This window comes from Patiriisocius hiemis, assembly GCF_031846325.1.
In the GTDB taxonomy this organism is placed as follows: domain Bacteria; phylum Bacteroidota; class Bacteroidia; order Flavobacteriales; family Flavobacteriaceae; genus Patiriisocius_A; species Patiriisocius_A hiemis.
The window spans coordinates 479,467-505,827 of record NZ_JAVRHZ010000001.1 but is presented as its reverse complement, the minus strand read 5'-3'; the positions used below and the strand labels follow the sequence as shown (position 1 = coordinate 505,827).

The following is a 26,361-nucleotide window of genomic DNA, read 5'->3' as shown; positions in this document are numbered from 1 at the left end:
ATTTGTATTTAAAGAAATTCTTGCTTAAAAAGTGGTTTCTATGTCCGTTCTAGCTCAGTCAAGAACTTAAAAATTAGCAGTTTAATGGGTTTCGGTTGCGTCCAAACTGACAACGTTTATTCTAGTTTAGATTTGATAATTGTAATAGCATCATTAACACTTTGTAAATTTTCTATATCCTCATTTTCTAGTACAATATCAAAAGCATCTTCTACATCAAGTACAATATCTACTAGATTTACTGAATTTATATTTAAATCGTTGGTTAAATTACTATCTGGAGTAATGGCTTTTATGTCAACATCTTCAGGCAGATACGTACTTACGATTGGTAGTAATTTGTTATAAATAGTTTCGGTATCCATTAAGTTTTATTTTTTCTAAAGATAACGCAAGCATTTACATCTCCAAAACCAAAACTTGCTTTCGCAATCGTTTTAATTGGCTCTTGGACAAGTGTTCTTGGAATGGATTTTTCAGCAATTAAAGCTTTAATCTCTGGGTGAATATCTTCACAATTTATATTAGGAAAAACAAAACCTTTATCTAATTGTAAAACTGCCGAAACACATTCAATACTACCACTTGCAGCAAGACAATGCCCTACCATTCCCTTTAGTGAGTTTATATAAGGGAAGTTAGTTCCTTTTCTATTTAAAGCTTCTGTCCAATTATTAATTTCCGTTGCGTCTTTTATAGTTGCTGTGAGGTGTCCATTTATACAATCAATTTCATCAGGATGAAGAGAAGCATCCTTTAAAGCTTGGGAGATACAACGTTTTACTGCTTCACTATTGGGAGCTGTCATGCTTCCATTTTGTCTTTGTCCTCCACTATTAATATGGCCGCCTAACACTTCAGCATAAATTTTTGCCCCTCTTTTTTGGGCACTTTCTAGAGTTTCTAGTAACAAAGCACCTGCACCACTTCCTGGTACAAAGCCACTTGCCGTTGAACTCATAGGACGTGAACCTTTAGTAGGGGAATCATTATGTTTATATGTAATTACTTTAAGAGCATCAAAACCGCCCCATATATAAGGACCATCATCACTAGTGCTACCACAAAGCATTTGGGTTGCTTTTCCAGAAGTAATGCGCTCATAGCCTAATAAAACTGCCTCAGTACCTGTAGCACAGGCAGAAGAGTTAGTTGTTATTTGATTAGCAGCTCCTAACATTCCAGCTAGGTATGCACTTACTCCGCTTGACATTGTTTGTAATACGGCTGTACTTCCTAATCTTCTAACATTACCCTCATCTATTTTATAGATTGATTCTCTATACTTATTTGCACTACTATTACCGGCCCCGAAGACAATACCTAAACCCCATAATGGCACTTCATCTGTTTTTGATGGCTTAATACCGGCATCATGGATAGCGTCCATTCCCGCTATAATACCATATAAAATTGCATTGCTATTAAAATTTCGCAATTGTAAATTGGTTAGATATTTTTTCTTTATTTCTTCCGTAATTTTTGGAATTCCGCCTATCTGGCATGAAAAATTTAGATCTGCCAGTAACGGGTAATGTTCAATCCCAGAAGTGCCATTTTGTATGGCTTTTGTAAAATCATTGACCCCTACTCCATTAGGAGCAACTACGCCAAGCCCTGTTATTACTACTCTTTTTTTCATTTGGCAACTAGCATTCCAGTTATGATTCCTCTACAGACTACTTCATTCTTGGCATTATGCATTTGAACTTTACATTTTAATTTTGAAAACCGAAAATACACTTTCTCAGAAACCACAGTAACACTTTCTTTAGGATAAACAGGTTTTAGAAACTCTATATCTGTAGTTGTCATTGCAACTTGCAATTTTGAATAATCTACTTCTCCTTCTTCGCCTAGTAAATAGATACCGTAAGCTACTAAACCAATTTGAGCCATACATTCTGTTAGAATAACTCCAGGAGTTACTGGGAAACCCTTAAAATGACCTTCATAAAAACTTTCGGTAGGTTTAAATGTATAGCTTCCTATAATTCCTTTTTCGGAAAGCGATACAATCCTATCCACAAAAAGAAATGGTTGTTTATATGGTAGCTTTTCTAGTATGTAATTAAATTTATTTTTAATCATCGTAAGCTTTCTCCTCCATCAACTTTTAGTATAGTACCATTAATCCAATTGGCTTCAGGCCGTGTTAACAGATAAACTGCATTAGCAACATCTTCTGGAGTTGTTAGTCGCTTAAATGGATTTCTCTTTTTTCCAAAGGCAACTAACTTTTCACTATTGGGAATCATACTGAAAGATGGCGTTTGTGTCATCCCGGCTTGGATGCAATTGCTTGTCATGCCTAGTGGAGCATATTCTACAGCCATAAACCGCATTAAAGACTCTAAGGTTACCTTTGCAGCTGATACTGCACCATATCCTTCCCAGACTTTAGTATTACCTTCACTAGTAAACGCTATATTTCTTGGATTAGAAGTAAACAAATTATTCTTTATTAATGCTTGTGACCACTCTAACCAACTAGTTCCCATTGCATGAATGGTTAAATCAAAGTCTTGTTTTGTTAAAGTTTTATCCTCTTTAGAATATATCGGCTTTAGACTACCTTTTGCAATGCTATGTACAAGTACTGCTACACTTTTAATTGGTAATTTACTACAAACTTCGGTAATGGTTGTAGGTGACAAAGCGTCTTTGTTTAATGAAAACACGTTGACTCCTCTACTTTTCATTTTTTCAACTTCAGAAGAGAGAAATGCTAAGTTGTTTTTTCTGTCTCTGTGTACAATACAAATATTATATCCAGAAGTTGAAAGTTTATGAGCTGTTGCTAGCCCAAGACCACTACTTCCTCCTAGTATAATTGCATACTTGTCTTTCATTTTAAAATTCGATTAAAATACGTTGTGCGGTAAATCCAGGTCCAAAACTAAGCATGAGTCCTTTTTCACCTTTAGCAGGTTTTTTATCCATAAACCGCTCTAAAACATATAATACAGTTGCACTACTCATATTTCCATACAAACGTAATACCTCCTTGGTGTCATCAATATTTTTGCTTAACGAGCCAAATAAATCTTCAACTGTTTGCACAATTTTTTTACCGCCTGGATGAAAAATTAAATGATCTATATCTTCTATTGATAAGTTATTCTTTTCTAAAAAAGGATGAATAATAGTTGGGAAATGTTCTGAAATTTTTTCTGGTACTTCTTTGTCAAGAATCATCTGTAAGCCTGTATTAACAAGCTTAAAACCCATCATATTTGTAGCGTCGTAAAAATGATACATGCTATGATCCTTTATTATTGGTCCAGTATCTTCTTCTTTTGAAGATAGTAATACACAGGCTGCACCATCCCCAAAAATAGCAGCACTTACAATATTTACCATAGAGTAATCATTTAATTGAAAAGTAGCAGAAGGTGACTCTACTGCTATAACAGCGGCTCTTTTACCTGGGTTTGCTTTTAAGAAATTCTCGGCATAAATTACCCCAGAAATACCTGCCACGCAGCCCATTTCGGTTACAGGTAGACGAACCACATCTTGTTTCATCTTTAAATCATTAATAAGGTACGCATCTAATGAGGGAATCATAATTCCGGTGCAACTTACTGTAATAATAAAATCTATATCCTTTGCAACCCAGTTTACTTTTGCCAATGCGTTCTGGAGTGCTTGTTTCCCTAGCTTTTTTACTTCTCTACTGTAAATGGAGTTGCGTTCTTCAAAGGATGTATGTAAGAATACTTCATGTGCATCCATAATGGCATAACGTCTATCTACTCCAGCTCCTTCAAATAACTTAATTACTTTTCGCTTAAAACGTTCTTCTTGCCCTTCCATCCAAGCTTCTACAAATGGTATAATCTCTTTGGTCTCTCTTGTATATTGAGGCAATTGCTTCGCAACACTTGTTATTTTTACTGCCATAAATTATGTTTAGTGCTAATAATCCATTGGTATCTAAACGCCCATCTCCATTTTATTGTGGATTTATGATTTAGGTTGCTAGCAAGTTTTTGTAATTCTCTTTTCTTAAACGCTCTTGCTACAGAAACTAGTCCATCGTGCTTTGCAATTTTTGTTTTAATAAAAAAGAAACTGAATACTTTAAAAAGGGTAAAAGCCAATCTGTTTCTATGTAAGTCGTTAATAATAATCCCTACTTTCGATTTCTCTGAAAGTTTCTTTAAAAAGGCTTCTATAGCTTCATCATTAAAATGATGTAAAAACAAGGTGCAAAGTATAATGTCACAATCTAACATTTCTGAATCCGATTCAATTGCTTGAAAAATATTAAAAGAAGTATATGAAATAGCTTTAAAATCTTTACTCTTATTTTTTGCTTCTGCTATTATATGTTTATTTGCATCTACTCCGACTAAATTAAATGTAAAACCCTTTTTCTTTGCTAGAGCGCTGCATTGCCTTAGCATTTCACCATCACCACAGCCTAGGTCTAATATTGTAACAGGCTTTTTTTTATCCCAATCTTCTAGTAATTTTTTAATGCCGTTAAGCGTGATAGTAGTTCCACCAAGCAAACTATTTACTGTTCTTAAGTCAGTTAGTAATAGTGACAATTCATCACCTTGTAGTGAAAAATTATCCATTATTTCTTCTTGCGAAGATCTATAGTGTTTACTATACGTTATCATATAGATATTGGGTTTCCGTGTGTTTTTTTAATAATTTGAGGTATTAGAAATGGGAAAATCTTGCCAATAGTCAAGAGGTTCTCTGTAAATGTACTACTTAGAAATAGTCTTTGGATTCTTCTACCAGCAATTAATCTTTTTTGAAAAGTAGTATTCCACTTTTTAGTATACGTTTCTTCTAATTCAATAAAGTCTAAACTACCATTTTTTCTATGCTCAAGATAGGTATCTACAAACAATTTTGCACTATGAATTGCCATTGCTATTCCATTGCCACAAAGTGGATGGATAAGGCCGGCGCTATCACCTATCATAAACACATGATGATCAACGGGTTGTTTTTCTTCAAACGATATTTGACTTATAACTTTTGGTTCTTTGAAAATTGGTTTTGCATTTGTAAAAAAGGTTTTAAGGTGCGGGTTTGCGCTTAGCACCTCTTTCTGAAAACAATCAATATTTCCAATTTTTTTAAAAGATTGATATCTTACCAAATAACAAGCATTAACAGCACCCGTTTCAGTTTTTGATAGTCCGCAATACCCTCCATCAAAAGTATGTAGTGCTACCTTGTTTTCTGGGAAATCATATTCATAATGGGCTTTAATTCCTAGCCAATGTGATTTTCTTAAAATAAAATTTCTCTGTAAGCTTTTATCAATAATAGATCTTTTTCCATGAGCTCCTACCATGATCTTTCCTTTGATTGTCATGCCATTTTGGAGCATCGCAATACCTTCTTCAGTAGTTGCATTAATAGTAGCAACAGTATCAAATACTGTAGTAATATTGTCTTTAGCTTTTTGAAAAAGCAAATTATCTAAAGCGTATCTACTTATACCAAACCCGCCTAACGGTAGCCTTGCGCTTAGCAACTTCCCTTTTTTTGTAGATAATTCAAATTGAGTTATTGTAGTTGCTCCACATTTAAATGGATAAATTTCCAAATAAGCTAGATATTCTAGAACTTCATTAGAGACATACTCTCCACAAACCTTATGATTTGGATAGGTATTTTTTTCAATAAGGCATACATTGTAGTTGTTTTTCGAAAGATGTAATGCAGCAGTTAAACCTGCTATTCCTCCTCCTATTATAACTACATCATAAATTGTATTATCACTCACCTTTTAAAAATACATTAAATAAACATAAAAAAATCCCGAAGTATTGAGACTTCGGGATTAAATACAAAAGAATGTATGTTCTAATTTCCAGCTTCTTTTTCTGCGTCAGCTTTCATTTTTTCATTTGGAACAATCACAACGTTTACACGTCTATTTTTTGCTCTTCCTTCTGCGGTACTATTATCTCCTACAGGAGAATTCTCGCCATACCAGTTAGTTGTAAACCTACCTGCGCTTAAGGCTTTTGGCCCCGTAAAGTAATTAGTTACTGCAGTAGCTCTTTGCTTTGATAACGTCATGTTGTACTCATCTGCTCCTGTACTATCCGTATGTCCTATTACTAATACATTTGTGTCTGGGTATTCTCTTAATACACCTGCTAACTTGTCGAGTGTACTTTGAGAAGCAGCATTAATGTTATATTTATTCGTATCAAAATAGACACCGCTATTTTCATCAAAAGTAACTACAATACCATCGTCTACACGTTCTACTTCAGCACCTGGAATTTCATTTTCAATTTCTTGAGCTTGCTTATCCATTTTATTTCCAATAATAACACCAGCAGCGCCACCAACGACACCACCAATAACAGCACCTACTTCTCCATTTCCTCCTTTACCAATGTTGTTTCCTAAGATTGCCCCTAGAATGGCACCTCCAGCAGCACCAATTACAGCACCTTTTTGTTTATTGTTTGCGTTTTGTGTTGCTTCACAGCTGGTAAAATTTATTACAAATACAGTTGCTAATGCAAAAATTGATAATTGTTTTATATAAGTTTTCATATTTCTTTGAATTTTTTATTCACTAATTTTTGAAAAGTTCATGTTGATAGTAAAGGGTTTCCCGTCAACTGAAACAGTTTGCTCCCATTTCATAGATGATTCGTTAAGTTGTGCAAGACTAACTCTAAAACCTACAGAATTATCTTTATCTGGTTTACCCAGTTTAGTTGTTGGTTTTAACAAAAAGTCATAAAGTCCAGTATTGGCATCAATTTCTTGAATTGAGAAAATAAAATTTCTGTCACCTGTTGGACAGTCTGTAGAATTTATAGTGTACAATCCACTATTGTTATTTGGGATAAACCTCCAAGTACTACCTTCAAAACATTCTTTTGAAGTATCACTAAATAGTTTAACGTTATAGGTTCCGGATTCGCTATAGGAAATATTGTCTAAAGACCAATACCCCTTAATAACCTTTCTTGCTCCAATTACTGTTTTAGGTGTCCCACAAGAGACAACAAAAGCAACCAAAGCCAATAATAAGATGGTTTTTTTCATGTTTAAGTGTTTTAGGTTTTAATTGTTATTTAGTTATAACAAGATACAAATTACTATAGAAAGTAGTTGATTTTTAAAAAATTATCTAAAGTTTAACAACGAATGTTAAAGGCTTAATAAGCTAATATTTCTTGTAAAATACTTTTAAATCGCTCCTTTGGTAAGTATTGCTTTTCTAGGTTAGCAGCAAAAGGTACTGGTGTCTCTAAACTAGCAACTCGCTTGATGGGAGCGTCTAAATATTCAAAACAATTTTCTGAAATTAATGCAGAAATATCACTTGCAAGACCACCAAACATAGAATCCTCTTGAAGAATAATTACTTTCCCGGTTTTTTTAACAGATGCATAAATTGTTTCTGTATCTAATGGAGCAAGAGTTCGTAAGTCTATTATATCTACAGAAAATCCTGAAGCTTCTTCCAAAGCCCAATGAACTCCTGCTCCATAGGTTATAATTGTAAGATCACTTCCTTCCTGCAAAAGGGCAGCTTTACCAAGTTCTAGTGTATAGTAATCTTCAGGGACTTCTTGCCTAATACTTCTGTATAGTGCTTTATGCTCAAAAAACAAAACTGGATTAGGGTCATTAATCGACTCTGCTAATAAACCTTTTGCATCATACGGAAAGGCTGGATATACTACTTTTAAACCAGGTGTGTGAATAAACCAGGCTTCATTGGTTTGGCTATGAAAAGGTCCTGCTCCAACGCCTCCACCACAAGGCATACGAATTACTACATCTGCATTTTGATTCCAACGATAATTACTTTTTGCCAAATAATTAACTATTGGATTAAAGCCAGAGGTTGCAAAGTCTGCAAACTGCATTTCCATAACAGCTTTATAGCCATTTATAGATAGTCCCATTGAAGCAGAAACAATTGCACTTTCACAAATAGGCGTATTACGAACTCTATCGGTTCCAAAAGCATCGACAAAACCTTCAGTTATTTTAAAAACACCTCCGTATTCTGCAATATCTTGCCCCATAATAACTAAGTTATCATAACGCTCCATGCTTTGTTTTAAGCCTTCAGAAATAGCATCTACAAAGCGTATTTCTTTTTTTTCTAATGAAGGTGTAACATCTTGATATATATGATTTTGAAAAACATCATTTAATTCATTACTTTCAGTAGAAAGTATTTCATCTTCATTGAAAGCTATTTGTAAGTTTTTATCAATTTCTTCTTTAATATCTAAAGTAAATCGATCAACATCACGTTGGGTGATAATTTTTTCTTCAATTAAAAAACGTTCAAAATTAAGAACAGGGTCCTTTGCTTCCCATTGTTCCATTAAATCTTGTGGGACATATTTTGTTCCACTTGCTTCTTCGTGTCCACGCATTCTAAAGGTTTTAAACTCTATAAGAACAGGACGGGGACTTTTACGAATACTCTCTACTATTTCAGAAATTTTAGTATAAACTTCAATTATATTATTTCCTTCTATTATATGCGATTCCATACCATATCCAATACCTCTATCAGCTAGGTTTTCACAATTATATTGTTCTTTTGTAGGAGTTGAAAGCCCATACCCATTGTTTTCTATACAAAATAAAACAGGTAATTGCCATACCGAGGCCACATTAAGAGCTTCATGAATATCTCCTTCACTTGTACCGCCTTCTCCAGTAAATACAGCGCAAACTTTGTTATTCTTTTTTAATTTATTAGCTAATGCAATTCCATCTGCTACACCAAACTGTGGTCCTAGATGTGAAATCATTCCAACGATATTAAACTCTTGTGTTCCAAAATGAAAACTACGGTCACGCCCTTTTGTAAAACCATTGGCTTTTCCTTGCCATTGCGAAAAAAGACGATATAAAGGAATCTCTCTTGTAGTAAAAACTCCTAAGTTTCTGTGCATAGGAAGGATATATTCATCATTATCTAAAACTGACGTAATACCAACAGAAATAGCCTCTTGACCAATACCACTAAACCACTTTGATATCTTTCCTTGACGTAATAGAATAAGCATTTTCTCTTCAATTAGCCTAGGAGTTAACATAGCCCTATAAAGACTTATAAGCGTTTGTTTGCTTAGGTTTTTAATTTCATAATCAAATGCAATAGCAGCTTTAGTTTCGCTTTTCATTAGTTAAGTTTATATAATTCAAATGTAGAAAAAATGGTCTTGAGAACAACGTCAATGTATTTTTTTTTAACAACAAGGAAAGCAAGCAATAATTGGTATATTTGTACTACTAAAATTTTTGATTGTATGAATAACATACCTAGCGTAGATTTAGCCGACTTCCTCTCTGAAGACCCTAAGCGAAAACAATATTTTGTAGATGCTATTGGTAGCGCTTACGAAGAAATAGGATTTGTATCATTAAAAAATCATTTTTTAAGTGATGCTCTTGTAGATGAACTTTACAAGGAAGTAAAATCATTTTTTGCTCTTCCAGTAGAAACTAAAAAAACATATGAAATTGAAGGGCTTGGAGGACAAAGAGGATATGTTTCTTTTGGTAAGGAGCATGCAAAAGGTAAAAAAGAAGGTGATTTAAAAGAGTTTTGGCATTTTGGACAAGAACCAGACGAAGATGCTAATTTACCAGAAGAATATCCAGAGAATGTACTAGTAAAAGAGCTGCCCAATTTTAATCCAACTGGAATGGAAGCATATAGAATGCTTGAAAAAACTGGAATTTATGTCTTGAGAGCATTAGCATTATATATAGGATTAGATGAGCATTATTTTGATTATTGGGCTTCTAATGGTAACAGTATTTTACGGCCTATTCACTACCCTCCTATTACCGAAGAACCTAAGGGTGCTGTACGAGCAGGAGCGCATGGAGATATTAATTTAATTACTTTGCTTATGGGCGCTTCTACAGGAGGCCTGCAAGTATTGAGAAAAGATGGAGAGTGGATTGATGCAATTCCAGAAGAAGACGAGTTAGTGATTAATGTAGGTGACATGCTAGAACGCCACACTAACAATAAGCTACGCTCTACTATACATAGAGTAGTAAATCCTCCTAAGGAAGAATGGGGAAATCCACGTTATAGCATACCATTTTTTATGCACCCAAGAGGTGATATGGACTTGAGTTGCTTGCCAGAGTGTGTAGATGAGAATCACCCAAAAGCTTTTGAAGATATTACAGCAGGAGAATTTTTACATCAACGATTGGTTGAAATTGGGTTGATAAAAAAGTAAACTAAATTACTACTCTTAATAACAAAATTTCCGTTTATAGTTAATAAAAATGGACTTACAAGACCAGCTTAAAAATCTTTTCCCAGACCATGTACCTGAAGAAACTTCAGAACCTGAAGCACCAGAAAGTGATATATGGCTTCAGGACGACCCCTTACTCTGTAAATATGAAAAAAGAAAAGGAAAGCCTATTACAATAATTGAAGGTTATACTGGAGCCGATAGTGACTTTAAACAGTTAGCCAAAGAAATAAAACAATTACTAAGCGTTGGCGGGAGTTTTAAAAACGAAAAAATCATCATTCAAGGCGATTACAGAGATAAAATAATGAAGTTTTTACAGGAAAAAGGTTTTAAAACAAAACGAGTTGGTGGATAAAACCCTTCATATTACTAACGGAGATAGTTTTACTGAAAGGCTAAAAAGCATGGATTTTCTAGGAGACATTTTAACCTGGCGAGAAATGCTTTGTGAAGGTCCTGTAAGTAACAACATATTTTCTAATGAGTTTATAGAAGAAAGATGTGAGTTTTTAAAAAGATATTCAAGCTCTACTTCTCTCCAAGAAGATTATGAAGCCTTAGCTTTTTCTTTTAAAACTTTAAATTTTGAAACATACCAAAGCATCGTATTATGGTTTGAATACGATTTATTTTGCCATATTAATCTTGCTGCAGCAGTATGTTTTTTAAACAAAAACCATCCATCCATCCCACTTTTTTTAATTTGTAGTGGACATATTGAAAATCAAGAAGGGCTTTTTGCGCTTAACGAGCTTACCAACAAACAACTTCTTGCCGAAGCTGAAAAACGAATTCATTTAACAACTCAAGAAATTGAAACACTTTCAATGTTTTGGGAAAGGTATACTTCAGACGAGCATACAGCTATGTCAACCATTACGGTTAATAACACAAAACTTCCTTATCTAGAGGATTGTATTAATGCACACTTACAACGATTTCCCGAAGAAGAAACAGGTATTAATGCTTTAGAATCAAAAGTTTTAAGGGCAATTGATAAAAACGAATTTATTTCAGAAAAACAATTACTAGGTCACTTGCTTAAAAATCAAGATTACTATGGGTTTGGCGATTTGCAATGGGAACGTATCATAAAAAAAATGAAACCCTTTTATACTGAAGTATTACACTTAGAGCTAAACAAAAAAGGATTACAGCTACTGCATAGTAAGTTTAATGCATTTTCGGTACTAAAAGACACAACTCAATTTGGTGGTATTTTAAAATACAACTACTATTATGATAGCAAACTAAAACAACTCTATCCCGCTCATGAAAATTAAAGAATCAGAGTTAATCTTAAATACAGATGGAAGTATTTACCATCTTAATTGTACTCCTAAGGATATTGCCACAACAATTATTACTGTTGGCGACCCAGAGCGCGTTGACGCTATAGCAAAGTATTTTGATGAAGTTGAAGTTACTATACATAAAAGAGAGTTTAAAACGGTAACAGGAACTTATAAAGGGAAAAGACTAACTATTATTTCTACAGGCATTGGAACAGATAACATAGACATCGTTTTTAACGAACTGGATGCATTAGTTAACATAGATTTTGAAACTAGGGCACTTAAAAAGATGCATACCGCACTTACATTTATTAGAATAGGTACCTCAGGTGCAATCCAAGAAGATATACCTGTAGATAGTTTGCTAATTTCTGAGAAAGCAATTGGTTTTGATAATTTGCTTCATTTTTATGACAATACAGACTTTTTAGACACTTCTTTTTCTGAAGCTTTTATAAAGCATACAAATTGGAATTCTAACTTGTCTTATCCATATGTAGTTCCTGCAAACAAAGAACTTTTAAACATATTCTCTACTGAAGGTTTCTTTAAAGGAATAACAGCAACCAATGTAGGTTTTTATGGGCCACAAGGACGCACATTACGCTTACCAACCTATGATAAAAATCTTAATGATAAAATTGCGTCTTTTCAGTTTAATAATCAAAAAATAACTAACCTAGAGATGGAAACTTCAGGTATTTATGGAATGTCAATGCTATTAGGGCATCAAGCAATCTCTTTAAATGCGATACTTGCAAATAGAGCTTCTGGAAGCTTTAGCAAAAATCCTGAAGAAACAATAGATGTTTTAATTAGAAAGACCCTAGAAATGCTAGTAAACAAAGAATTATAAAAGACGACTCCCTCTTTAAAGGGTGATAGATATGAAAAAATTTATTATTGGCGGTGTGCCAGAACACTTTAATCTTCCATGGTATTTAACATTAAGTAATAAAGAATATCACGAAGAAGATATTAATCTTCGTTGGAATGATTTTTATGGTGGTACAGGACAAATGTGCAAAGCTTTGCGTAATGGGGATATAGACATGGCGGTTATTTTAACCGAAGGAATTATAAGAGACATTATTCAAGGAAACCAAAGTAAGATAGTTCAGGTTTTTGTAAAGAGCCCCTTAGTTTGGGGAATTCATGTAGCCAAAAATTCAAATTATAATTCAGTATCAGATTTAAAAGGAACAAAAGCTGCAATTAGCAGGTTTGGTTCAGGCTCTCATCTTATGGCTTATGTAAATGCCGAAAATGAAGGTTGGGACACAGAAAAGGATTTAGACTTTGAAGTAATAAAAAATTTACAAGGTGCTTTAGAAGGACTCCCAAAAGGAATTGGAGATTATTTTATGTGGGAAAAATTTACAACCAAGCCCTTTGTAGATAATGGTCCTTTTAATAGAGTTGGCGAATGCCCTACTCCATGGCCTTGTTTTGTTATTGCGGTAAGAAATGAAGTATTAGACAATGATGGTGAAGCTATTGAGAACATTTTAAAAATAATTAACGAAACAACTCTAGATTTTAAAAATATTCCGTCTATAGATAGAATGATTGCAAACCGTTATGACCAACAATTAGAAGATGTACAAGAATGGCTCTCCATAACAGAATGGAGTCAAGAAAACCTAACTAAACAACAAGTAGAAAAAGTACAGGATAAATTGCTACAGTTAGATTTAATTGAAGAAAAGATTGATATAAGTAAAATCCTTGTTTAATTTTTTTATTGCCCACGCAACCCTTTTTACAAACTAGCATCTTACTAATGTAAAAAGTAAGATTATGACAACATTTTTAATCATTTTGGGGAGCTTACTTGCTGTTAACTATCTATTATTAGAGTTTAGCTGCAGCGATACTGAAAAAGAAATCCCTGAAGAAGAGTAAACTACAACTCCCCAATTATATATTACCAATTAATTTGAGCAACTTCCTGCTCTTTAAGATATTTATTAACAGTACTAAAATGTTTATTTCCAAACCAGTACCCCCTATTAGCGCTTAACGGTGATGGATGTCCACAACTTAACACAAGATGCTTAGATGTATCTACTTTTGCTCCTTTCTTTTTAGCATATCCACCCCATAATAAGAATACTACATTCTCTTTTTCATCAGATATTTTTTTAATAACGGCATCCGTAAAAATTTCCCAACCTTTTCTTTGATGACTTCCAGCTTGATGTGCTCTAACAGTTAATGTTGCATTCAATAATAAGACTCCTTGTTTTGCCCATCGCTCTAAGTTTCCAGAAGTAGGTATAGGTTTTAAAATATCGGCTTCAATTTCTTTGTAAATATTAATTAGAGATGGCGGAATAGGCACGCCATCATTTACAGAAAAGCACAAACCATTAGCTTGTCCTACTCCGTGATATGGGTCTTGCCCCAGGATTACTACCTTAACCTTATTAAATGGAGTGTACTCAAACGCTGAAAAAATCTGTTTTCCTGGTGGGTAGCATGTGTAGTTTTTATATTCTTGCTTTATAAAATGGGAAAGATGCTTAAAATAAGGTTTACTAAATTCATCTTGTAATACCTCTTTCCAACTTCCATCAATTTTTACATCCATTATTTGTATTTTTGCAGTCTAAATTCACTTTAGTAACATCCGCCTAAAAAAGCGGAACAGAATGACAAATATCCATAAAAAAACATTAGAAGACCTAGAATTTCCAGTTGTCTTACAACAGGTTTCTGAATATTGTATAACAGAAGTTGGAACTGAATCTGTCTTAGGCATCACTCCTTATAAAAACAAAGAAGAGACCCTTATTTCGCTTAAACGTGTTACAGAGTTTAAAGCATCTTTTGAAGGTGATAACCCTATTCCAAATCATGGCTTTGATGCTATTACAAAAGAACTCCAGTTATTAGATATCGAGAATAGCACGCTAGAAGTTTCAAGCTTCCGGAGAATTTTAAGTATTAGTGAAACCACTAAAACACTTCTCAAGTTTTTTAAGAAATATGAAGAGTTTTATATCGCTCTACAGGAATTTTCTTCAGCATTAACATTTACAAGTCTTATTGAAGAAGAGGTTGTAAAAGTAATTGATAAATATGGGCAAATACGTGATGATGCATCTCAAGAGTTATCTGTTATTAGAAAAAGATTGCACGTAATTAAGAGCCAGATTAACAGCTCATTTAATAAAGCATTAACTCAGTATGCCCAAAGCGATTATCTAGATGAAATTAGAGAATCTATAGTAGAAAACAGACGCGTACTTGCTGTAAAAGCTATGCATCGTCGTAAAATAAAAGGTGCTGTCTTAGGTACTTCTAAAACTGGGAGTATTGTATATATAGAGCCACAACAAACGTTAAACTTCACTAACGAGTTAAGTAATTTAATTTATGAGGAGCGCGAGGAAGTAAAGAAAATTTTAAAAGCATTAACTGAGTTTGTACGTCCTTATAAGACTATTATAAGTGATTACCAAGATTATTTGATAGGGATTGATGTTTTATATGCAAAATCTAAGTATGCAGTTAGTATTAATGGTGTGTTTCCCAGAATAGCAAAAGAGAGAAGATCTTTTCTTAAAGATGCTTATCACCCACTACTTTTAGTTGCAAACAATAAACGTAAAGAGAAAACCTTTCCACAAACTATTGATCTTGACAAAACAAAAAGAATTATTGTAATTAGTGGACCAAACGCAGGAGGTAAAAGTATTACACTAAAAACTGTAGGTTTATTACAGGTAATGTTTCAAAGCGGATTACTAGTTCCCTGTGAGTCCGAAAGTGAGTTTTGTTTTTACAATCGTGTATTAACAGACATTGGTGACAACCAATCTATAGAAAATCATTTAAGTACTTATAGCTACCGATTAAAAAAAATGAATCAATTTTTAAAGAAGTGTAATGATAAAACACTTTTTTTAATAGATGAATTTGGAACTGGTAGTGATCCAGAATTGGGAGGTGCACTTGCAGAAACTTTTCTAGAAGTTTTTTATGAAAGAAATGCATTTGGAATCATTACAACTCACTATACCAATTTAAAGTTATTAGCTACAGAATTACCTCATGCCATTAATGCCAATATGCAATTTGACAGTAGAAGCTTAGAACCATTATACAAATTACACTTGGGAGAAGCGGGAAGTTCATTTACGTTTGAAGTTGCTCAGAAAAATGGAATACCTTATAGTTTAATTAATAAATCGAAGAAGAAGATTGAACGTGGAAAAGTTCGCTTCGATAAAACCATTGCTAATTTACAAAAAGAACGTTCTAAACTTAGAAAAACATCTGCTACACTTGAAGATTCAGCTAAAAAAGCCGAAGAAGAAAGTAAACAATTAGAAGAAATTAATGCACGTGTAAAAGATAAACTAGAAAGTTATCAAGAGTTGTATGATGCTAACCAAAAACTAATCGTTTTAGGTAGAAAATTTGATAGCATTGCAGAAAAATATCATAACTCAAAAAGAAAAAAGACATTACTTGATGAGTTGTTTAAACTTGTAATGACAGAGAATAGTAAGCGTAAGAAGATAGCTCCTAAAAAGAAGAAAGAAGTACGACAAAAAAAGCATAAGATTAAGCAAGAGGTAGAACAAAAAGTTGCTGTAATTAGGAAAGAAAAGAAAAAGGAAAAAGCGAAAGCGAAAAAAGCACCTCCTCCAAAACCAAAAGTTGTTTTAAAGGTTGGAGACCAAGTTCGAATGCTAGATGGTAAGGCTGTTGGTACTATAGACACTATTGAAAAAGAGAAAGCAATTGTAAATTATGGTATGTTTACAACCAATGTGAGTTTAAATGAGTTAGAAAAAGTATCATGATTAATACTGAAAACAAAAAAATAATTCTTTTTGATGGGGTTTGTAACCTTTGTAATTCTTCAGTTACGTTTGTGATAAAACGTGATGCAAAAGATGTATTTCGTTTTGCAGCTTTACAGGAAGAGCCTGGTCAAAAATTAATCAATCAATATGGTATTGATATTAACAAAACAGACTCTATCATACTTATTGAAAATAATAAAGCGTTCACAAAATCTACAGCAGCATTACGTATTGCTAGACACCTAGGAGGAGCATATCCCCTGCTCTATGGCTTTATGATTATACCTGTGTTTATAAGAAATTGGGTATATGACTATGTAGCAAAAAACCGTTATAAATGGTATGGTAAAAAAGAAAGTTGTATGATACCAACACCAGAACTTAAGAGTAAATTTTTATAAGATCCTAACTCATTAACCCTATTCACTTCTCTACAAGAAGTATTCTCTCTTACATGCAAAATATAAAGTATATACAAATATTAATTTATAAGACTACTTTAAATTATCAAGTATGAACTCCAGCTTTGTGTTGGAGTTTTCATTTTTGGCAAAGGCGAAATTTTCGTACTTATTTTCATTTGCAATGCCTTGCTCTTGCCATCTATTTATAATATCACAATGCTCTAATGATACTTTACCCGCTAATAAAGGATTTAAATCTTCTTTTTGCTTATAACGATCATATATTTTTTTTAGACCTGTTAAATACATATAATCTTTAGTAAACCCTCCACCTCTGTGTGCTCTAAGACTTATATTATAAGATTCTTCACGGTTTAGTTTATATTGATTGTGAAGCAAATCAAAAGTGTCACAAAAAGTAAATCCTTTTAATAAACTATCTGCTGCCATAACTCGATAGGATAATTCCTTTAAACGATATAAAGTTAAGCAGCCACTCATATATTCACTAAAAACAGCCAATCCCTCTTGTGTTTCAACATTATTGGGAAAGCCATTATAAAATATTTTTAATGATTGATTAAGTCCGTTAAAGGTTGTAACAAGATGTACACCAATTTCATGATTCGCAAGAACTTTAAGTTGATTAGGGCTATAACGGTGATTCTTTTTTAAGACTAAAGTCTTGGTGTTATTTTGCACCATGGCTGCAGCAGAAATTTTGGTAGAATACTTAATGTTAAACTCAAAATCATACCTTTTTGTAAATTCCATAAAATAATCTGCAGCCTCTGCTGCTGTGAATACAGGAAACATTTCAGAATCATATTCATCATCTCCAAAATGGAGAATAAAACGAGCGTTTTCTACATCCTTTTCTGTAGGAGTTCCAAATGATTTTAATGCATTGAAATAAAATTTTTTGCCTTGACCAATGGTTTCAATACATTGTATTAAACCAGAATAATCATAAATAACTTCTCTGTAAAAAGCTCTAGTTGCTTCATTTTCAATAGTATCTATGTCTTGAGAGAATAGTTTTTGTTGCAATTTATGAGCATCAAAATCTATTTTTCTATACTTAAAGTTGGGATTTATGTTATATTTTGAAGCAAAGAAATTACGCTTTTCTTGCTCTATATTTATCGGGTTAATGTAATTGAGCAATTCAATTCTTTGAACCAGCTTGTGCAAAGAACTATCTATATGTATTAAGTTTTTATGATTTTCTATATGAATAGCTTGGGACATTATTTAAGTTTAATTCTTTCGTACGAATTTTCTGCGTGTTCTTTTACTTTTTGACGTAACTGTTGCTCAATTGCCGATACAACTTCAGGAAAAACAACCCCAGTTAACTCGTCACAATATATTTTTTTGAACTCTGTGGCTAAAACTAAAGTATTTTCAAAGTTTTGTGTGATGTACTTTAAAAAATAACCGTTGCCATAAAAGGTATCATTAACTTTTGAAGTTGTTTCCTTTATTTCTGGTATTTCCAATTTAGACAAACTACTTCGCCATGTTTCTACAAATGTATTAAAACGATTGTTGTTAATATTAGTTGTACCCAAGTTAATTACAGGGACCTCTCTATCCCATCTAACCCAATTATAACTATGAATATCATAGACAATAGCTGCAGTAAATTTTTCTTCTAACTTTTTAACAAGTGCGTGAGTGACTTTATAGAAATTGGCATGCTTGGCAAGGCTTTTCTGTTTTTGAGCTAATGGTAATGGGTTTTTCCATAGTTGTTTACCCCAAGCAGTTTCAAACACAGCATTTTCAGGGTCTCTATTTAAATCATATTCAAAACGACTATCACAGCCAGCTACTACAATGGGATGCGACTTTATAAACTCTTTTGTAGAAGGGTCTTCTTCAAACCAACGTTCATACTCAGTATGCAAGCAATTATCCCATAGATCCTTTCGAAATTGATGTCCATCATGTACCGCTGCACAGGCATAAGGAACATATTCATCAATTTTTATAGTGAATGAATAATCTAGTGCGACTGCTTCAAATGTCTCCTCATTCTTAATTTTTGAAATGATTTCTGAAACCGAAAGTTTTTGCATTTACTTATTTGTTTTTCTTATCAGATTTATTTTTTAATTCAATTAAAGTTGTTTGTAGTACTGCACAAAGTTTTTCTACACCATCCTTTTTACTAAATACTTCAGACTTGCAAATAGTTAATGCTTTACTATTTTTAATGGCGTTTCCTATTGCAATTAACAAATCCAGCTTAGAAAAAAACGTGCTGTTGTGTTAAATTTATAGAAAATGGAACCTCAATTTCGCAAAAATCTGGAGAAACTTTATTTACTTCAGTAGCAATAAAATTCATAAAACCCTGTCTATTAAAACTTTGATTTATACGTTGCTGTAAGTCCATGAAGTGTATTAAGCTTCTTTTACGTGCTGTCTATGTTTTGTTCTTCTTTCAAAAGCAGTAACGCGTTCTTGTACTTTATCTTCAACAAAGTCTATTATTTTTTCTTGAACACGCGTTTTATAGACCTTATTGATATATGTAATTCCACCTGGAGACATTACATTGACTTCTACGAGCATCCCTCCTATTACATCAATACCACAAAAATAGAGTCCGTCTTTAACTAGTTTAGGACCAATACGTCGGCATAATTCTTTTTCTTGTTTTGTAAGTGAGTGCTTCTGTACAGATCCACCTGCACTAACATTGCTTCTATGGTCTTCTTCTCCTGGAACTCTTCGCATAGCTCCTATAGGCTGTCCATTAAGGAGTAGTATTCTCACATCTCCTTGATCTGCTCCCTCTATATAATCTTGTAGAATAACATAATTTGACGAGCCATCTTTATTATCTATATAGAAATCTAATAAAGAGTTAATACTTTTCATTGCACTTTTCTCTATTAGAATAACACCAGATCCTCCAAAACCATTTAGTGGCTTTAAAATCATCTTCTCTGGGCCTTCTTTAATAGTTTGTTTTAGGTACTCTTTATTTTTTGTAACATGTGTTCTTGGGATAAATTCATTTTTTTCATCTTCAAAAACAGCAGTATATAATTTATTGTTTGCACGTCTAATTCCATCTAGATCATTCATAATAAAGACATCGTCCTTCACACTATCTAAGAAATTTAGCATAATCATATCAAGCGGTGGATTACTACGAAGAATAATTACATCAAAACCTACGAGTGGTAACATTTCATCATAAAACTCTGCATTGGTATGAAATGACTTTAAAGACTTTGAGATTTTATCTTTCCGTTTTAAACACCTAGAAAAAGCATAAGCTACGCTATCTCTAATAGTTAAATTTGCTGGTGTTGTAATAGCTATGCCATGTCCACGTTTTGCAAATTCTTGAATCATAGCAAGCGTTGAGTCATTTTCTGGATCCATTTCATTCCATGGATACATAATAAAACATACGTTCATAAACTTATTTTTGTAGATTAAATATACTAATTATGCTGCGGAAGCAAAATCACAAAAGTATATTATTTGAAGAAGTAATTTACCTAAATATTAAAATCACTAATTACAGGTGACTAAAATATTATCTAAGAAATACTGTTCTGCTGCTGCCCAGTTTTGTATTCGGACCCTTATAATTAGTGAATTTCCAGAAATTCCTGAAACAGAAAAATTAACAGTACCTGATAACTCATCGTGTAAAGTATGATTTGCCGTGCCTAAACCAGAAAAGTTTGGGACTTCAGTAAAGGTGGTACCTCCATCTGTAGAATATTCTATGTCTACATAGTCATTCCCAATAGATTCTTGACCACAATTAAAGTCGTCTGTATGGGCACTATTTGTATATTCAAGATTACCATTCTCACTTATTTCCATAGAAATTAGAATGTCGGTATAACCACTAATGTCTATTGTTGAAGTTTCAAAAAGTAAAGGTCCATTGGCATCTTGTACTTCTAACATTCCACTATTTACAAGCGCAAAATCATCTGCGTTGCTTAATGTTCCTGGATAAGCAGGAGTGCCATCTCTTGCAGTAGTGTAGCTTGTTAAAGTCCATTTGGTTACGCCGCTAGGGTAATCTCCATTTATTGCACTTGCACCAGTAATCCCAGTTCCATTTGTATATGAATCAAAGTTTTCTTCATAAAGAACTGTTGGTATGGTTGGACAATCTAAATTAATACATGTAATACTTCGCCATACTTGAACAGTTGCGTCATAAATATCCCAACAACGCTTACCTGTAACAGGGTCACTTACAAAAACCATCATCCCGTCATCTCTATTATCTACAGTTGAAACGGGAATAGAAGCCTGTTGTGCTTCTGTAACTATAGGCATTAAAAAACCTCCGTATTCCATTGTAACAGGCTGCATAGCCTCTAGGTGTAATGCAGCAGCACTATTTTCACTTAAACGGTTTATAGTTACTTGAGCAATTGTAGTAAAAGGAAAAACACAAAAGCCTAACAAGAAAATTTTTTTAATTAATTCCATATACTTCAATATCATCAATCACCCATGTTTCATTTCCGCTATTATTATTTAAAACTATACCAATAACTAAGTTTGCACTATTAGGTAATCCCGTAATTTCTATATAGCTTGGAGCATCTGTTCTATTTCCACCTCCTGGTGATGCAAATGATGTAGCAGTATTATCTCCATCATATGCTATAGTAACATCTCCTGTTGAGTCAAAGTCCCACTTTGCATTGTTATTCCCTGTAATTTCTACTTCGTAAGAAAAGGTAGCTCCTCCATCTGTACTAACATAAATATCTACATAATCACCTCCATCTGCACCATTACCAGAGGTTGCTGCAAAAGAAGCAATATTGATATAAGCAGTTGCAGATGTATAGCTAGAAGCATCAACAGGTCCAAGATCAATATCTGCAAAAGAGTTTGTAACACCATATCCCCTAGAAGGGCTAATAAATTTATTAGAATTAGGAAATCCTCCTGTTCCTGTTTGGTATGTTCCAGCAGTATTTTCAGTTAATGTTAAAGTTGGTGTTGCCGGTGTAACTTCAAAATCTTGAATTCCAAGTAATATAGGGCTACAACCACCAAATGCTAAAACTGGCCCTTCATATGATGAAAAAACAGCGACGCCTGGAGAAGTACCAGTTGTAGCAACAGGAGTTACTGCAACACTAATAAATTGATTAAGATCTGTTGGTTGTATCGTGTAAGAAGAAGCTGTCGCTCCTATTATAGGACTGCTTCCTGTTCCTGATGCATCTGTAGCAGTATACCATTGATAGGTTGAAACACCTTCTGGATCATTCTCATCGTCACTATAAGTATAAGAAGCATTTAATATTTCTGCTACCGCAGTACAACCAATTATTGAAACTGAAGAGGCTATTGGTGCATCATTAGCATCAATTGGCCCTTCATATACACTAAAAGCTTCTGTTCCTGTAGTTGTTCCAGCTGTAGCAATTGGAATAACGGCAAAAGAAATATACTTACCTATATCTGCTGTGGTTAAAGTGTAATTTTGGGTAGTTGCTCCACCAATAGGAATTACATTAAGAGTTCCGGCACTATCATCTGCGCGATACCATTGAAAAGTAGAAGTTCCTTCTGGATCTCCTTCTGTATCAGAATATGTATAATTACCAGTTAGCATCTGTCCAACATCAAAAGAAGTAGCTGTAATTGTTACATTACTAGCAACAGGAGCATTATTTACTGGCATACAATAAACATCTTCCCAAACACTATCTACGCCATTCCACATTTGTAAACAACGAGTATCTAAAAAAAATATCATTAAACCATCATCTGTAGCTGTAGCTTTTGATGTAATGTTGGCTTTGCCAGTTGCATCTACTCTTGGCGGCAAGAAACCTCCAAAGTTTGTTCCATCGTTAGAACTTTCAACATCCAATACAGAGGCTGGACTTGGACTGGTAGTGTTAATACCTACTTGTGCAAAGATTTGCAAAGAAAACACAGCAATAAATACTGTAAAAAGTAATTTTTTCATTATTTCGCTATTCGTTATTTATAACAAAATAGGTTAAGGACAGTATCATTTGGGGAAAAATGTATACTACAAATCAAAAATAATGAGTCTTAGTTACTTACAAGTTACGTAAATATTAATAATATGGTTTTTTCGACAAGAGGTTATTTTTTATAGTTATCGTCCCAGTCTTTTACAGTAGGATCTCCTAATTTATCTTGAGATTTTGCAACCATCATAGAAACAGCTCCATCACCTGTTACATTTACAACTGTTCTACACATATCAAGAGGTCTATCTACTGCAAAAATTAATGCTAAACCTGCTTCTGGAATTCCAGCTTGTGCAAGTACAATAACTAGCATTACCATCCCTGCACCTGGTACTGCTGCCGATCCAATTGATGCTAATGTTGCTGTTGCAATAATACCCAGCTGAGTTCCAAATGATAAATCCATACCAAAGGCTTGTGCAATAAATACAGCTGCTACTGCTTGATATAAACTCGTCCCGTCCATGTTGATAGTAGCCCCAATAGGCAATACAAAACTGGTTACTTCCTTTTTAACTCCAATATGTTCTTCAACACGTTCCATAGTCACGGGTAGTGTAGCTGCACTACTACTTGTAGAAAAAGCTAATAATTGTGCAGGCCCCATTCCTTTTAAGAAAAAGCTTGGTGTTTTTTTGGTATATACCCAAACAAGTAGAATGTACACACCTACCATAAGGGCTAATCCAACTAAAACACAAAGAGCATACATTCCTAATGCAGCAAACAGGTCTGCACTTGGCGCTTCAACAACAAGTGCTGCTAATAATGCAAATACACCATACGGTGCGGCAAGCATTATCAAGTCTATCATTTTAAGGATAACCTCATTAAAACCATCTATAAACCCCTTGACAGGTGCGGCGGTTTTTTCAGGAATTAAAATCATTCCTATTCCAAAGAAAATAGCAAAGAAAATAACTTGAAGCATATTTCGATTATTAGATGATGCTCCAACAATATTATCCGGAACAATGTCTATAAGTGCCTGTAATGGTCCAGCTTCTTTCTGCATTTTGGCGGCTTCTTGACGCTTTTGTGCTTCTCCACCATAGGCTTCAACTAATTCATCTCTGGTATCTTCACCAATTGTACCACCTGGTTTAACTGTATTTACAACAGCCAACCCTATAGATACAGCAATTACAGTTGTAAAAACATAGGTCACAATTGTTCTAAGACCCATTTTTGATAGACTAGAAATATCTTTTAAGTCTGAAACTCCTTTTATAAGTGAAGCAAGAATTAATGGAACAGCAATTAGTTTTAAGGCTTTAATAAATATTGTTCCAAAAGGTTTTATCCAATCTCCAATAAAATCATCTCCCCAAGAAAAGTTAGTCATTAATAATGCAAAAATGACACCAAGCGCCATTCCTAATAAAATTTGCCAATGTAATGCTAGTTTCTTCATAATATATCCCTTAAAAAGAGTTGTATTTTATTGATTAATGATAATTGTTACAATTTAGATAATTTATTCAGCAACCAAAAATCTGCTATAACAAGTGCTGCCATTGCTTCAACTATAGGAACAGCTCTTGGGACCACACAAGGATCATGTCTTCCTTTACCTTGCATTGTAGTTAACTCACCATCTTTTGTAATGGTTTGCTGCTTTTGCATGATTGTCGCCACAGGTTTAAAAGCTATATTACAATAGATATCTTCTCCATTACTAATACCGCCTTGTACACCTCCACTTAAGTTTGTTTTGGTACTACCATTTTCATTAAATAGGTCGTTGTGTTCACTTCCTTTCATCTTAGTTCCCGCAAAACCACTACCATATTCAAAACCTTTTACAGCATTAATAGATAGCATTGCTTTACCTAATTGTGCATGGAGTTTATCAAAAACAGGTTCTCCAAGTCCTGTTGGCATATTTTGAATTACACAAGTAATTGTTCCTCCAACAGTATTTCCTTCTTTTCTTATTTCTTTAATATAAGCCTCCATTTGTTTTGCCATAGAAGTATCTGCAGTACGAACAAGATTGTTTTCAATTTCTGAAAAATTAAGTTCAGAATAGTGTTTATCAAGTTCTAATGTACCAACCGAAGACACATAAGCAGTAATATTTATTTCTTTTATTAGTTGCTTAGCAATTGCACCGGCTACTACTCTACAAGCTGTTTCTCTTGCTGAAGATCTTCCACCACCTCTATAATCTCTAATTCCATATTTCTTATCATAAGTATAATCGGCATGGCTAGGTCTATACGTATCCTTGATATGGGTGTAATCTTTAGATTTTTGATTAGTGTTTTTTATAATAAACCCTATTGGGGTTCCTGTTGTAGTACCTTCAAAAATACCTGAGTAAAACGCTACAGTATCTGGCTCTTTACGTTGGGTAACTATTGCAGATTGTCCAGGCTTTCTACGTTGCATTTCAGCAGTAATTGCATTATAATCAATCTTTAAACCTGCTGGACACCCGTCTATAATTCCGCCAATTGCTTCACCGTGAGACTCTCCAAAAGTTGTTAGTTTAAAAAGTGTACCAAAGGTATTTCCTGCCATTTGTTGTGTTTGTAACAAATGTAAATTTTAATGCTGAATATTAAAAGTAAACCCCACTTAATAATTTATAAACATAAAATTAAGAATAGATAACAGTCTACCTATAGTTTCATAACATTCAATTAAACAAAATCAGCAAAAATTATAAAATATTTGTTTTAAAATTTGTCTATTGAAAAGGAAGGTTGATATTGTTGTATTGTCTGATATTCACTTAGGCACCTATGGGTGTCATGCTAAGGAAGTATTGCATTATCTCAATGGAATAAAGCCAAAAAAATTAATTTTAAACGGCGATATTATAGATATGTGGCAGTTTAGAAAACGTTACTTCCCAAAATCACACCTTCAAGTTATTAAAAAAATAATAGCGTTAGCAACAAAAGGGACCCGTGTTTACTACATTACAGGAAATCACGATGAGAAATTAAGGAAATTTAGTGATACTAAAATGGGTAATATTCAAATTTTAGATAAGCTAATCTTAAATCTTGATGGTAAAAAAGCTTGGTTTTTTCATGGTGATGTTTTTGATGCCTCTATACAACATACAAAGTGGATTGCTAAATTAGGAGGCTGGGGTTATGACATTCTAATTTTACTAAACAGAATGATTAACACTATACTTGCAAAGTTTGGTAAGGAAAAGTACTCTCTTTCCAAAAAAATAAAAAATAGTGTGAAAGGCGCTATAAAATTTATTTCAGACTTTGAAAATACTGCAACAGAGTTGGCTATAGAAAATGGATTTGACTATGTAGTTTGTGGTCATATACATCAACCAACTATACGTGAAGTTAAGAATGCTAAGGGGAAATGTTTATATCTAAACAGTGGTGATTGGATAGAGAACTTAACAGCATTAGAATATCGAAATGAACAATGGAAACTGTATAGTTACGACAATACAATAAAAGTGCTTACTAAAGATTCTGACCTAAAAGAAATTAACGAAGAAGAAGAGGGCTTTGAGTCTTTAATATCAGCTTTTATTGCTACAAACTCGAATTAAAAAGTATATTTGAAAAAATACTTTT

General features: G+C 33.5%; 26 protein-coding genes. 8 read left to right on the top strand and 18 right to left on the bottom strand.

All coding sequences use genetic code 11. The annotated features are described in order from the left end of the window. Positions 1-116: 116 nt before the first annotated feature. The 10 genes from RM538_RS02365 to RM538_RS02320 all read right to left on the bottom strand — a co-directional run bounded on the left by RM538_RS02365 (position 117) and on the right by RM538_RS02320 (position 9,161). Positions 117-365 (bottom strand): acyl carrier protein, encoded by a 249-nt coding sequence (locus RM538_RS02365; RefSeq protein WP_311331785.1) that lies wholly within the window; start codon positions 363-365, stop codon positions 117-119. Further along, on the bottom strand, positions 365-1,642 hold the full coding sequence (locus RM538_RS02360; RefSeq protein ID WP_311331784.1) for a beta-ketoacyl-[acyl-carrier-protein] synthase family protein: 1,278 nt from the start codon (positions 1,640-1,642) through the stop codon (positions 365-367). Before RM538_RS02360 ends, RM538_RS02365 begins: the two co-directional genes overlap by 1 nt. Beyond that, positions 1,639-2,091 (bottom strand): 3-hydroxyacyl-ACP dehydratase FabZ family protein, encoded by a 453-nt coding sequence (locus tag RM538_RS02355; RefSeq protein ID WP_311331783.1) that lies wholly within the window; start codon positions 2,089-2,091, stop codon positions 1,639-1,641. The genes RM538_RS02360 and RM538_RS02355 overlap by 4 nt, the downstream gene beginning before the upstream one ends. Further along, complete coding sequence (locus RM538_RS02350; RefSeq protein WP_311331782.1) at positions 2,088-2,852, bottom strand: SDR family oxidoreductase; 765 nt, start codon at positions 2,850-2,852, stop codon at positions 2,088-2,090. The genes RM538_RS02355 and RM538_RS02350 overlap by 4 nt, the downstream gene beginning before the upstream one ends. Position 2,853: 1 nt before the next feature. Continuing rightward, entirely contained in the window at positions 2,854-3,906 is a 1,053-nt protein-coding gene (locus tag RM538_RS02345) for a type III polyketide synthase (protein WP_311331781.1), read from the bottom strand. Next, positions 3,897-4,634 (bottom strand): methyltransferase domain-containing protein, encoded by a 738-nt coding sequence (locus tag RM538_RS02340; protein WP_311331780.1) that lies wholly within the window; start codon positions 4,632-4,634, stop codon positions 3,897-3,899. Before RM538_RS02340 ends, RM538_RS02345 begins: the two co-directional genes overlap by 10 nt. Further along, the gene (locus RM538_RS02335; RefSeq protein ID WP_311331779.1) at positions 4,631-5,761 is read right to left on the bottom strand and encodes an NAD(P)/FAD-dependent oxidoreductase; all 1,131 of its coding nucleotides are present in this window, start codon (positions 5,759-5,761) and stop codon (positions 4,631-4,633) included. The genes RM538_RS02340 and RM538_RS02335 overlap by 4 nt, the downstream gene beginning before the upstream one ends. Before the next feature lie 80 nt (positions 5,762-5,841). Then, positions 5,842-6,549 carry a YiaD family glycine zipper/OmpA-like lipoprotein gene (locus RM538_RS02330; RefSeq protein ID WP_311331778.1) on the bottom strand — a complete coding sequence of 236 codons (708 nt, stop codon included), beginning with the start codon at positions 6,547-6,549 and terminating at the stop codon, positions 5,842-5,844. Positions 6,550-6,564: 15 nt separating this feature from the next. Continuing rightward, entirely contained in the window at positions 6,565-7,050 is a 486-nt protein-coding gene (locus RM538_RS02325; RefSeq protein WP_311331777.1) for a lipocalin family protein, read from the bottom strand. 113 nt (positions 7,051-7,163) lie between these two features. Further along, positions 7,164-9,161: an alpha-ketoacid dehydrogenase subunit alpha/beta gene (locus RM538_RS02320; protein ID WP_311331776.1), complete on the bottom strand. Its 1,998-nt coding sequence runs from the start codon at positions 9,159-9,161 to the stop codon at positions 7,164-7,166. 126 nt (positions 9,162-9,287) lie between these two features. On the opposite strand from RM538_RS02320, the gene RM538_RS02315 reads away from it, so the two are divergent. The 5 genes from RM538_RS02315 to RM538_RS02295 are packed head-to-tail and all read left to right on the top strand — an operon-like array spanning position 9,288 to position 13,293. Further along, entirely contained in the window at positions 9,288-10,238 is a 951-nt protein-coding gene (locus RM538_RS02315) for an isopenicillin N synthase family dioxygenase (protein WP_311331775.1), read from the top strand. A 49-nt stretch (positions 10,239-10,287) separates the two neighbouring features. Next, a complete protein-coding gene (locus RM538_RS02310; RefSeq protein WP_311331774.1) occupies positions 10,288-10,617 on the top strand; it encodes a translation initiation factor in 330 nt (109 codons plus the stop codon). Then, positions 10,610-11,545 carry a DUF1835 domain-containing protein gene (locus tag RM538_RS02305; RefSeq protein ID WP_311331773.1) on the top strand — a complete coding sequence of 312 codons (936 nt, stop codon included), beginning with the start codon at positions 10,610-10,612 and terminating at the stop codon, positions 11,543-11,545. The genes RM538_RS02310 and RM538_RS02305 overlap by 8 nt, the downstream gene beginning before the upstream one ends. Further along, complete coding sequence (locus RM538_RS02300) at positions 11,535-12,413, top strand: nucleoside phosphorylase (protein WP_311331772.1); 879 nt, start codon at positions 11,535-11,537, stop codon at positions 12,411-12,413. Before RM538_RS02305 ends, RM538_RS02300 begins: the two co-directional genes overlap by 11 nt. A 31-nt stretch (positions 12,414-12,444) precedes the next feature. Beyond that, positions 12,445-13,293 carry a substrate-binding domain-containing protein gene (locus RM538_RS02295; RefSeq protein WP_311331771.1) on the top strand — a complete coding sequence of 283 codons (849 nt, stop codon included), beginning with the start codon at positions 12,445-12,447 and terminating at the stop codon, positions 13,291-13,293. Positions 13,294-13,484: 191 nt separating this feature from the next. On the opposite strand, the gene ung is transcribed toward RM538_RS02295, so the two are convergent. Continuing rightward, positions 13,485-14,150, bottom strand: a complete 666-nt coding sequence (ung, locus tag RM538_RS02290) for a uracil-DNA glycosylase (RefSeq protein ID WP_311331770.1) — start codon at positions 14,148-14,150, stop codon at positions 13,485-13,487. Between the two features lie 61 nt (positions 14,151-14,211). On the opposite strand from ung, the gene RM538_RS02285 reads away from it, so the two are divergent. Both RM538_RS02285 and RM538_RS02280 read left to right on the top strand, forming a co-directional pair. Continuing rightward, positions 14,212-16,374, top strand: a complete 2,163-nt coding sequence (locus RM538_RS02285; RefSeq protein ID WP_311331769.1) for an endonuclease MutS2 — start codon at positions 14,212-14,214, stop codon at positions 16,372-16,374. After that, complete coding sequence (locus RM538_RS02280; RefSeq protein ID WP_311331768.1) at positions 16,371-16,778, top strand: thiol-disulfide oxidoreductase DCC family protein; 408 nt, start codon at positions 16,371-16,373, stop codon at positions 16,776-16,778. Before RM538_RS02285 ends, RM538_RS02280 begins: the two co-directional genes overlap by 4 nt. 93 nt (positions 16,779-16,871) lie before the next feature. Here RM538_RS02280 and RM538_RS02275 read toward each other — a convergent pair whose 3' ends face one another. The 7 genes from RM538_RS02275 to aroC form a co-directional block, all read right to left on the bottom strand. After that, positions 16,872-18,032 (bottom strand): peptidase MATCAP family protein, encoded by a 1,161-nt coding sequence (locus RM538_RS02275; protein ID WP_311331767.1) that lies wholly within the window; start codon positions 18,030-18,032, stop codon positions 16,872-16,874. Then, positions 18,032-18,865 carry an N-formylglutamate amidohydrolase gene (locus tag RM538_RS02270; protein WP_311331766.1) on the bottom strand — a complete coding sequence of 278 codons (834 nt, stop codon included), beginning with the start codon at positions 18,863-18,865 and terminating at the stop codon, positions 18,032-18,034. The genes RM538_RS02275 and RM538_RS02270 overlap by 1 nt, the downstream gene beginning before the upstream one ends. A 328-nt stretch (positions 18,866-19,193) precedes the next feature. Then, positions 19,194-20,222 (bottom strand): glutathione synthase, encoded by a 1,029-nt coding sequence (gshB, locus tag RM538_RS02265; protein WP_311331765.1) that lies wholly within the window; start codon positions 20,220-20,222, stop codon positions 19,194-19,196. A gap of 99 nt (positions 20,223-20,321) precedes the next feature. Then, complete coding sequence (locus RM538_RS02260; RefSeq protein WP_311331764.1) at positions 20,322-21,263, bottom strand: hypothetical protein; 942 nt, start codon at positions 21,261-21,263, stop codon at positions 20,322-20,324. Then, on the bottom strand, positions 21,250-22,767 hold the full coding sequence (locus RM538_RS02255; protein WP_311331763.1) for a phage tail-like protein: 1,518 nt from the start codon (positions 22,765-22,767) through the stop codon (positions 21,250-21,252). Before RM538_RS02255 ends, RM538_RS02260 begins: the two co-directional genes overlap by 14 nt. Positions 22,768-22,910: 143 nt before the next feature. Then, positions 22,911-24,212, bottom strand: a complete 1,302-nt coding sequence (locus tag RM538_RS02250) for a dicarboxylate/amino acid:cation symporter (RefSeq protein WP_311331762.1) — start codon at positions 24,210-24,212, stop codon at positions 22,911-22,913. 47 nt (positions 24,213-24,259) lie between these two features. Further along, positions 24,260-25,324: a chorismate synthase gene (gene aroC, locus RM538_RS02245; protein ID WP_311331761.1), complete on the bottom strand. Its 1,065-nt coding sequence runs from the start codon at positions 25,322-25,324 to the stop codon at positions 24,260-24,262. Positions 25,325-25,496: 172 nt separating this feature from the next. On the opposite strand from aroC, the gene RM538_RS02240 reads away from it, so the two are divergent. After that, positions 25,497-26,336 (top strand): UDP-2,3-diacylglucosamine diphosphatase, encoded by an 840-nt coding sequence (locus RM538_RS02240; RefSeq protein ID WP_311331760.1) that lies wholly within the window; start codon positions 25,497-25,499, stop codon positions 26,334-26,336. The last annotated feature ends 25 nt before the right edge of the window (positions 26,337-26,361 follow it).

Excerpts from the sequence above, each read along its gene's own strand:
- RM538_RS02365 (WP_311331785.1), bottom strand. The coding sequence starts at position 365 with ATGGATACCGAAACTATTTATAACAAATTACTACCAATCGTAAGTACG.
- RM538_RS02360 (WP_311331784.1), bottom strand. The coding sequence starts at position 1,642 with ATGAAAAAAAGAGTAGTAATAACAGGGCTTGGCGTAGTTGCTCCTAAT.
- RM538_RS02355 (WP_311331783.1), bottom strand. The coding sequence starts at position 2,091 with ATGATTAAAAATAAATTTAATTACATACTAGAAAAGCTACCATATAAA.
- RM538_RS02350 (WP_311331782.1), bottom strand. The coding sequence starts at position 2,852 with ATGAAAGACAAGTATGCAATTATACTAGGAGGAAGTAGTGGTCTTGGG.
- RM538_RS02345 (WP_311331781.1), bottom strand. The coding sequence starts at position 3,906 with ATGGCAGTAAAAATAACAAGTGTTGCGAAGCAATTGCCTCAATATACA.
- RM538_RS02340 (WP_311331780.1), bottom strand. The coding sequence starts at position 4,634 with ATGATAACGTATAGTAAACACTATAGATCTTCGCAAGAAGAAATAATG.
- RM538_RS02330 (WP_311331778.1), bottom strand. The coding sequence starts at position 6,549 with ATGAAAACTTATATAAAACAATTATCAATTTTTGCATTAGCAACTGTA.
- RM538_RS02325 (WP_311331777.1), bottom strand. The coding sequence starts at position 7,050 with ATGAAAAAAACCATCTTATTATTGGCTTTGGTTGCTTTTGTTGTCTCT.
- RM538_RS02320 (WP_311331776.1), bottom strand. The coding sequence starts at position 9,161 with ATGAAAAGCGAAACTAAAGCTGCTATTGCATTTGATTATGAAATTAAA.
- RM538_RS02315 (WP_311331775.1), top strand. The coding sequence starts at position 9,288 with ATGAATAACATACCTAGCGTAGATTTAGCCGACTTCCTCTCTGAAGAC.
- RM538_RS02310 (WP_311331774.1), top strand. The coding sequence starts at position 10,288 with ATGGACTTACAAGACCAGCTTAAAAATCTTTTCCCAGACCATGTACCT.
- RM538_RS02300 (WP_311331772.1), top strand. The coding sequence starts at position 11,535 with ATGAAAATTAAAGAATCAGAGTTAATCTTAAATACAGATGGAAGTATT.
- RM538_RS02295 (WP_311331771.1), top strand. The coding sequence starts at position 12,445 with ATGAAAAAATTTATTATTGGCGGTGTGCCAGAACACTTTAATCTTCCA.
- ung (WP_311331770.1), bottom strand. The coding sequence starts at position 14,150 with ATGGATGTAAAAATTGATGGAAGTTGGAAAGAGGTATTACAAGATGAA.
- RM538_RS02285 (WP_311331769.1), top strand. The coding sequence starts at position 14,212 with ATGACAAATATCCATAAAAAAACATTAGAAGACCTAGAATTTCCAGTT.
- RM538_RS02280 (WP_311331768.1), top strand. The coding sequence starts at position 16,371 with ATGATTAATACTGAAAACAAAAAAATAATTCTTTTTGATGGGGTTTGT.
- RM538_RS02275 (WP_311331767.1), bottom strand. The coding sequence starts at position 18,032 with ATGTCCCAAGCTATTCATATAGAAAATCATAAAAACTTAATACATATA.
- RM538_RS02270 (WP_311331766.1), bottom strand. The coding sequence starts at position 18,865 with ATGCAAAAACTTTCGGTTTCAGAAATCATTTCAAAAATTAAGAATGAG.
- gshB (WP_311331765.1), bottom strand. The coding sequence starts at position 20,222 with ATGAACGTATGTTTTATTATGTATCCATGGAATGAAATGGATCCAGAA.
- RM538_RS02260 (WP_311331764.1), bottom strand. The coding sequence starts at position 21,263 with ATGGAATTAATTAAAAAAATTTTCTTGTTAGGCTTTTGTGTTTTTCCT.
- RM538_RS02255 (WP_311331763.1), bottom strand. The coding sequence starts at position 22,767 with ATGAAAAAATTACTTTTTACAGTATTTATTGCTGTGTTTTCTTTGCAA.
- RM538_RS02250 (WP_311331762.1), bottom strand. The coding sequence starts at position 24,212 with ATGAAGAAACTAGCATTACATTGGCAAATTTTATTAGGAATGGCGCTT.
- aroC (WP_311331761.1), bottom strand. The coding sequence starts at position 25,324 with ATGGCAGGAAATACCTTTGGTACACTTTTTAAACTAACAACTTTTGGA.